The sequence below is a fragment of the Streptomyces sp. NPDC030995 genome, assembly GCF_055571215.1.
This window is the reverse complement of the sequence record NZ_JBVIFS010000025.1, coordinates 11350-19295: the sequence shown is the minus strand read 5'-3', so window position 1 is coordinate 19295 and position 7946 is coordinate 11350. Positions and strand designations below refer to the sequence as shown.

The window sequence follows — 7946 nt, the reverse complement described above, 5'->3', positions numbered from 1 at the left end:
GTCGTTGTGGTGTGGGCGTTTCCCTTTTTCCCTCCCGCGTGGTGGGGGGGGGGGGGGGGGGGGGGGGGCCCCCCCCCCCCCAGCGGCGCCGCACCCGCACAACGCGGCCGGGGCCGGACCCCGCGTACGGTGTCCGGCCCCGGCCGACAGATCAGCAGCCCCAGCGGGGTTACTTCTTGCGGCGACGCCCGCCGGCAGCCTTCTGCGCCTTACGACGCTCCGCCCGCGTCATGCCATCCCCGTCACCCGCACCCGCACCGTCGGACTCGAAGTCGCCCTCGACGACCCCGCCCTCCCCGTCCACCGTCGGCGCCGAGAAGTGCAGCCGGTCCGGCCGCTGCGGAGCGTCCAGCCCCTTCGCGCGGATCTCCGGACGCGTGGCGGTGGCCACGGCCGACTCCTTCGTCAGGGACGGCGCCGCGTCCTGCACCGGAAGCTCCTCGACCTGCTGCTCGACCTGGACCTCCAGGTTGAACAGGTAGCCGACGGACTCCTCCTTGATGCCGTCCTGCATGGCGTTGAACATGTCGAAGCCCTCGCGCTGGTACTCGACCAGCGGGTCCTTCTGGGCCATCGCCCGCAGGCCGATGCCCTCCTGCAGGTAGTCCATCTCGTACAGGTGCTCACGCCACTTGCGGTCGAGCACCGACAGCACCACGCGCCGCTCCAGCTCGCGCATGATGTCGGAGCCGAGCGTCTTCTCGCGCGCCTCGTACTGCTCGTGGATGTCGTCCTTGACGGACTCCGCGATGAACTCGGCGGTGATGCCCGCGCGGTCGCCCGCGGCCTCTTCCAGCTCCTCGATGGTGACCTTCACCGGGTAGAGCTGCCGGAAGGCGTTCCACAGCCGCTCCAGGTCCCACTCCTCGGCGAAGCCCTCGACCGTCTCGGCCGCGATGTACGCGTCGATCGTGTCGTCCATCATGTGGCGCACCTGCTCCTGCAGGTCCTCGCCCTCCAGGACGCGGCGGCGCTCGCCGTAGATGACCTCACGCTGGTTGTTGAGGACCTCGTCGTACTTCAGGACGTTCTTGCGCGTCTCGAAGTTCTGGGTCTCGACCTGCGACTGGGCCGACGCGATCGCGCGCGTCACCATCTTGTTCTCGATCGGCACGTCGTCCGGCACGTTGGCCATCGCCATGACGCGCTCGACCATCTGCGCCTTGAACAGGCGCATCAGGTCGTCGCCCAGCGACAGGTAGAAGCGGGACTCGCCCGGGTCGCCCTGTCGGCCGGAACGGCCGCGCAGCTGGTTGTCGATACGGCGCGACTCGTGGCGCTCGGTGCCCAGCACGTACAGCCCGCCGAGCTCCTTGACCTCCTCGAACTCCGCCTTCACCGCGGCCTCGGCCCGGGTGAGCGCCGCGGGGAGGGCGTGCGCCCACTCCTCGATGTGCTCCTCCGGGTCCAGGCCCTGCTGGCGCAGCTCGGCCTCGGCGAGGTCGTCCGGGTTGCCGCCGAGCTTGATGTCGGTACCGCGGCCGGCCATGTTCGTGGCGACGGTGACGGCGCCGCGGCGGCCGGCCTGGGCGACGATCGTCGCCTCACGGTCGTGCTGCTTGGCGTTGAGCACCTCGTGCGGGATGCCGCGCTTGGAGAGCTGCTGCGAGAGGTACTCGGACTTCTCGACCGACGTCGTACCGACGAGGATCGGCTGGCCCTTCTCGTGCTTCTCCGCGATGTCGTCGACGACGGCGGCGAACTTCGCGACCTCGGTCCGGTAGATCAGGTCCGGCTGGTCCTTGCGGACCATGTCGCGGTTGGTCGGGATCGGGACGACACCGAGCTTGTAGATCTGGTGGAACTCGGCGGCCTCGGTCATGGCCGTACCGGTCATGCCCGACAGCTTCGAGTACAGGCGGAAGAAGTTCTGAAGGGTGATCGTGGCGAGGGTCTGGTTCTCGTCCTTGATGTCCACCCCTTCCTTCGCCTCGATCGCCTGGTGCATGCCCTCGTTGTAGCGGCGGCCGGCGAGGATACGGCCGGTGTGCTCGTCGACGATCATGACTTCGCCGTCGATGACGACGTAGTCCTTGTCGACCTTGAAGAGCTCCTTGGCCTTGATCGCGTTGTTCAGGTAGCCGACGAGCGGGGTGTTCACCGACTCGTAGAGGTTCTCGATGCCGAGCCAGTCCTCGACCTTGGCGACACCGCTCTCGTGGATGGCGACGGTGCGCTTCTTCTCGTCGACCTCGTAGTCGCCGGTCTCCTCGATGCCCTTCAGCGGCTGGCCCGCCTCGCCCTTGGTCAGGCGGGTCACCAGCTTCGCGAAGTCGCCGTACCACTTCGTGGCCTGGTCGGCCGGGCCGGAGATGATCAGCGGGGTACGGGCCTCGTCGACCAGGATCGAGTCGACCTCGTCGACCACGGCGAAGTTGTGGCCGCGCTGGACGAGCTCGTCCTGGGACCACGCCATGTTGTCGCGCAGGTAGTCGAAGCCGAACTCGTTGTTCGTGCCGTAGGTGATGTCGCAGTTGTACTGCTCGCGGCGCTGCGCCGGCGACATGTTCGCCAGGATGCAGCCGACCTCCAGGCCGAGGAACTTGTGCACCCGGCCCATCAGCTCGGAGTCGCGCTCGGCGAGGTAGTCGTTCACCGTGATCAGGTGGACGCCCTTGCCGGACAGCGCGTTCAGGTACGCGGGGAGCGTGCCGACGAGGGTCTTGCCCTCACCGGTCTTCATCTCGGCCACATAGCCGAGGTGCAGCGCGGCGCCACCCATGATCTGGACGTCGTAGTGCCGCTGGCCGAGGACGCGCTTCGCGGCCTCGCGCGTGGTCGCGAAGGCCTCGGGCAGCAGGTCGTCCAGGCTCTCGCCGTCCTGGAAGCGCTGCTTGTACTCGTCCGTGAGCGCACGCAACTCGGCGTCGGAGAGGTTGACGAAGTCCTCTTCGATGGAGTTGACCTGGTCCGCGATGCGGTGCAGTTTGCGCAGGATCTTGCCTTCGCCTGCACGCATGAGCTTGTTGAAGACGGACACCGAGGTTTGTCTCCTTGCCGGTCGGGCCTGAGCACTGTACGTACACGGGCACGGCAGGTGGGACCCACCGCAACGGCCATCGTAAGCGAGGACGTGGCCGCGTCGGGAGGTCCGCCGTTCCCCTGGGGGCACGGGTGCCCGGATTGAGAACGTACGGGGGGCGCCGAAGGTGCCGCTCCCCGGCGAGATTCCCGAAAAGTGTTCGCTCCCCAGGCCCCGACGGCAGCAGAATCCGCTCATGGAGCCCACCACACTCAGCACCGACCGCCTCGTACTGCGCCCCTTCGTCCCCGCCGACGAGGACGAGGTCTACGCGGCCGCCCAGGACCCGGACATCCAGCGCTGGACGCTGGTCCCCTCCCCGTACGAGCGCGAACACGCGCACGCCTTCGTGAACGACATCGTGCCGAACGGCTGGCGCGAGGGCACGGCCCACTCCTTCGCCGTGCGCCTCGGGGCCGAGGGCCCGCTGGTCGCGGCCGTCGGCGTGCACGTCCACGGCCTGGACAGCCACGAGATCGGCTACTGGGCGGCGAAGGAACACCGCGGGCACGGCTACATGACCGAGGCCGTGCTGGCCGTCGCCCGCTGGGCCTTCACCGAGCTGGGCGTCGTACGGCTGGAATGGCGGGCCGAGGTGGGCAACGCGGGCTCGCGCGCCGTGGCCGAGAAGGCCGGCTTCCAAGTCGAGGGCATCCTGCGGGCCGGCATCGAGCAGCGCGGCACCAACCGCGACTGCTGGGTCGGCGCCCTGCTCCCCTCCGACCTCGGGCTGCCCTCGCGACTGCCGTACCTGCCCGCTGTCAGTGGCCGCGCCTAGGCTGCGCACCATGACTTCGCTCTCGCTGTCCGCCGACGAGGCCCGCCGGATCGCCCTGCGCGCGCAGGGCTTCCTCGGGGCGCCCGACCGCCGCGGAGGCGTCCGCGGGATCCTGCGCCACCTGGGCGCCGTACAGCTGGACACCATCTCGGTCCTGGCCCGCTCGCACGAGCTGATCCCGTACGCGCGCCTGGGCGCGGTGGGCCGGGACACCGTGGAGAAGGCCTACTGGTCCGACCGGCACGCCTTCGAGTACTGGTCGCACGCGGCCTGCATCCTCCCCATCGAGGAATGGCCGCATTTCGCCTTCCGCCGCCGGGCCAACCGGGCGCGCGGCCACCGCTGGCACATCCTCCAGGACAAGGAGCGCTCGACGCAGGCGGTCCTGGACCGGCTGAAGGCCGACGGCCCGCTGACCTCCACCGAGCTGGGCGGCGCCAAGAACGGCGGGGAGTGGTTCGAGTGGTCCGAGACCAAGATCGCGGTGGAGTGGCTCCTCGACACCGGCGCGGTGGTGTGCAGCGAGCGCCGCGGCTGGAAGCGGGTCTACGACCTCCCCGAGCGGGCCGTTCCCGACGCGCTGCTCCATGACGACCTGGACGACCGCGAGTGCCTGCGCCGCCTGGTCGCCCTGGCCGGCCAGTCCCTGGGCGTCGGCACCCGCGCCGACATCGCGGACTACCACCGCCTCAAGGGGGACCAGTTCGACGCGGTGATCGCGGACTCCGGGCTGGTCCCGGTCGAGGTGGAAGGCTGGTCCAAGCCGGCCTGGGCCGACCCGTCGGCTCTCGCGACGCCCCCCAGGGGCCGCCACCGCACGACGCTGCTCTCGCCCTTCGACTCCCTGGTGTGGGACCGCCCCCGCACGGAGCGGATCTTCGGTTTCACGCACCGCCTGGAGGCGTACGTTCCCAAGCCCAAGCGGATACACGGGTACTTCGCGATGCCGCTGCTGGCGGGCGGCCTGCTCCAGGGCCGCGTCGACCCGGCCCGCGAGGGCCGCACGCTGGTCGCCCGGCAGCTGTCGCTGACCTCGCCCAAGGCGGCCGGCCCGATGGCGCTCGCCCTGCGGGAGGCGGCGGAGTGGGTCGGCTGCGACGCGGTACGGATCGAGCGCGCCGGCTCCCCCGCGGAAGCGGCGGCCGTCACGGCGGAGCTCGCCGCGATCTAGGGGGCTCACCCCGGCCGCCTAACGGATTTCGAGGATCTTCTCCCGCATCGCGTAGACCACGGCCTCCATCCTGGAGTGCAGCTGCAGCTTCTCCAGGATGTTGCGCACGTGGTTCTTCACGGTGTTCTCGGAGATGAACAACTCCTTCGCGATGTCACGGTTGTTCATGCCCGTGGCCACCAGCTTCAGGACCTCCAGCTCCCGGTCCGTCAGCCGCGGCGCCGGCACCAGCCGCCGCTCGTCGGTCCGCTGGATCATCGACTTGAACTCGGTGAGCAGCTTCGACGCCATCGACGGGCTGATCTGCGACTGGCCGTCCGCCACCGCCCGGATCGCCGTGGCCACCTCGTCCGTCGAGATCTCCTTCAGGAGGTACCCGGTCGCGCCCGCCTTGATCGCGTCGTAGAGGTCCGCCTCCTCGTCGCTGATCGTCAGCATGATGATCTTCGCGGAGGGCGCCACCTCCTTGATCGAGGTGCACGCCTCGATCCCGCCGCGCCGGGGCATCCGTACGTCCATCAGCACGATGTCCGGCAGCAGGTCGGCCGCCTTGTCCACGGCCTCCGCCCCGTCGCCCGCCTCGCCGACGACCTGGATGTCCTCCTCCTGCGCGAGGACGATCTCCAGTCCCCGGCGGAAGAGCGCGTGGTCGTCCACCACGAGCACCCGGATGGGCTCCCCGGCCGGCGACCCGGCGGCCTGCGCCTCGCCGTCCGTCTCACGGCAGCCCGCGCCGTCTTCCCCGCGCACCGGCCCGAAGCTGTCCGCCATCGTTCCTCCCCCTGCATGTGCTCAGCTGCTGGGCCAACCGGTCACGCACCGCCACCGGTTGACTGCCCGCCATGATTCCATGCCCGCACCACGACGCGGGGGGATGCGACTGACCCGCCTGGCGCATACCCGTCATACGGGTGCCCCCGCGGAGGCGCCTGAGCGCACCCCGCAGGGGCAACGAAATGGGTTGGTCAGCCGCCGAGCGCGCCTCCGGCGCCGCCTCGCGGCTCCTCCGAACTGGAGGCACCGTCCGGGTTCACGTGGATGACTCCGTAGTCATAGGCGTGACGTCGGTAGACAACACTGGGCAACTTCGTCTCGGAGTCGACGAACAGATAGAAGTCGTGGCCGACCAGTTCCATCTCGTAGAGGGCCTGGTCGAGCGACATGGGGGCGGCCGAGTGTGTCTTCTCGCGAACGATGAGCGGGCCTTCGCCCTGCACTTCGATGGAACCGATCCGGGTGATCGGAACCCCGTTCGCCTTCTCCTCGGTGACCGGCTGGCCGCTGCCGTTCAGCGACGCGACGCCCGGCACGACGTCGGCGACCTCTGCCGCCGAGAGCCGGCCGTTGCCACGGCGGGTGTAGCGCTTGTCGTGCTGCTTGCGCAGCCGGGCCTCCAGCTTGTCCTGAGCCAGGTCCAGCGCCGCATACGGGTCGGCGGCGGCGGCCTCGGCTCGGATCACCGGGCCCCGCGAACGCAGGGTGATCTCCACGCGGTCGGAACGGTCGGCCTGGCGCGGGTTGTGCTCCTTGGACACCTCGACGTCCAAGCTGATCACCTTGGCGTCGAGCTTCTGGATCCGCTCCGGATTCAGCTTCTCGGCCACGTGCTTGCGGAACCGCTCGGGCACTTCGGTCTTGCGGCCCTTGACGACGATGTCCACGCAGAACTCCGTTCCCGGATAGCTCCGCCCGACGGGGCGAAGCGTCTCCCTTTCGCACCAGACTCCGGTGAAGGCCGGAGCCTCGGACTTGGCGACTTTCACCTCCTCCTCCCCCATCGGCAAGATCTACACCCCACCGACTTCGGAGTCGAGAGACAGCCTCCTGAGTTCCTTACAACCGAACATATCCCTCTATGACGGTTGTCGGCACCCGCTACCGGAACGTACTTCCGGTCACTCGGCTGTTCCCTCTTACAACCTGCAACGATGGGCCTTCCCCACCAGTTCCAAATCTATTCACAGGATTTTCCTCCGGTAGGAGTTGCCGGCCTCGAACGAGGCCGCGGGGGCGGCCACCACCGCCGCCCGCAGGACGGCTCCCGAGCCCCCGCCCGGGCCCCTGGCCAGGCCCGCGGCGCACATCGCCCGGGCCGCCTCCGCCAGCGTCGCCCCGGTGGTGATCACGTCGTCCACGAGCACGATCCGGGCCCCGCCCGTCAGCCGCGCCCCGTCCCGGCACGCCACCAGCGCCCCCGCGAGGTTCTCCCGGCGCTGCCGGGCCCCCAGCCCCGCCTGGTCCGCCACCGCCCGCCGCAGCCGCAGTACGGGCGCCACGCGCGCGGGAACACCGGCCCGCCGCAGCCGACCCGCGGCGGCCAGCGCGATCCTGCGCGCGGGATCGTGCCCGCGCGCCCGGACCTGCCGCCGCGCCGAGGGAACCGGCACCAGGACCACGTCCGCGGGCGCTGACCCCGCGCTGCCCGAACCATCGGCACCGCCCGCACCACCGGCACCGCGCGCCCCACACGTCCCACCCGCCAGCACAGCCGCCGCCAGAGCGCCGCCCAGCGCCCCGGCCAGGGGTAGCGCCCCGCGCTCCTTGTGCGCCAGCAGGAGGGCCCGTACGGCCCCTTCGTAGACGGAGGCGGCCTGTACCACCGGCAGCCCCTCGGGACACGGAGACGGCCGCACCTGCCCCGCCGCGGCCCCGCTCAGCGCGGCCCGGCAGCCGGTGCACAGCAGCACCCGCGGAGCCCCGCAGCCGGCGCAGTCCACCGGCAGGACCAGTCCGGTGAGCTCCCGCCACCACCCGCGCATGCCTCCACACTGACGGGCCGGACCGCGGCCCGCCACTCCTGTGGACAACGCACGGGCCCCGGGTAAGCCCAGGTCAGCCCCGTCGACCCCCATCAGCCCCCGTCAGCCCAGCTCAGCCCGGCTCAGCCCGGCTCAGCCCGGCTCAGCCCGGCTCAGCCCGGCTCAGCCCGGCTCAGCCCGGCTCAGCCCGGCTCAGCCCGGCTCAGCCCGGCTCAG

Annotated in this window: 6 protein-coding genes; 2 read left to right on the top strand and 4 right to left on the bottom strand. The window is 70.5% G+C overall.

What is annotated here, in order from left to right; all coding sequences use genetic code 11:
- Window positions 1–169: 169 nt before the first annotated feature.
- Window positions 170–2980: a preprotein translocase subunit SecA gene (gene secA, locus ACZ45T_RS29085; protein WP_468446416.1), complete on the bottom strand. Its 2811-nt coding sequence runs from the start codon at window positions 2978–2980 to the stop codon at window positions 170–172.
- Between the two features lie 238 nt (window positions 2981–3218).
- On the opposite strand from secA, the gene ACZ45T_RS29080 reads away from it, so the two are divergent.
- Both ACZ45T_RS29080 and ACZ45T_RS29075 read left to right on the top strand, forming a co-directional pair.
- Window positions 3219–3800 carry a GNAT family N-acetyltransferase gene (locus ACZ45T_RS29080; protein ID WP_468446414.1) on the top strand — a complete coding sequence of 194 codons (582 nt, stop codon included), beginning with the start codon at window positions 3219–3221 and terminating at the stop codon, window positions 3798–3800.
- Between the two features lie 10 nt (window positions 3801–3810).
- Window positions 3811–4971 carry a winged helix-turn-helix domain-containing protein gene (locus ACZ45T_RS29075; protein ID WP_468446412.1) on the top strand — a complete coding sequence of 387 codons (1161 nt, stop codon included), beginning with the start codon at window positions 3811–3813 and terminating at the stop codon, window positions 4969–4971.
- Between the two features lie 18 nt (window positions 4972–4989).
- Here the strand turns inward: ACZ45T_RS29075 and ACZ45T_RS29070 are convergent, their stop codons facing one another.
- The 3 genes from ACZ45T_RS29070 to ACZ45T_RS29060 form a co-directional block, all read right to left on the bottom strand.
- Complete coding sequence (locus ACZ45T_RS29070) at window positions 4990–5742, bottom strand: response regulator (protein ID WP_468446410.1); 753 nt, start codon at window positions 5740–5742, stop codon at window positions 4990–4992.
- Window positions 5743–5936: 194 nt separating this feature from the next.
- Window positions 5937–6632, bottom strand: coding sequence for a ribosome hibernation-promoting factor, HPF/YfiA family (gene hpf / locus ACZ45T_RS29065; RefSeq protein ID WP_468446520.1), 696 nt, complete (start codon window positions 6630–6632; stop codon window positions 5937–5939).
- A gap of 297 nt (window positions 6633–6929) precedes the next feature.
- On the bottom strand, window positions 6930–7730 hold the full coding sequence (locus ACZ45T_RS29060; RefSeq protein ID WP_468446408.1) for a ComF family protein: 801 nt from the start codon (window positions 7728–7730) through the stop codon (window positions 6930–6932).
- Window positions 7731–7946 lie beyond the last annotated feature (216 nt).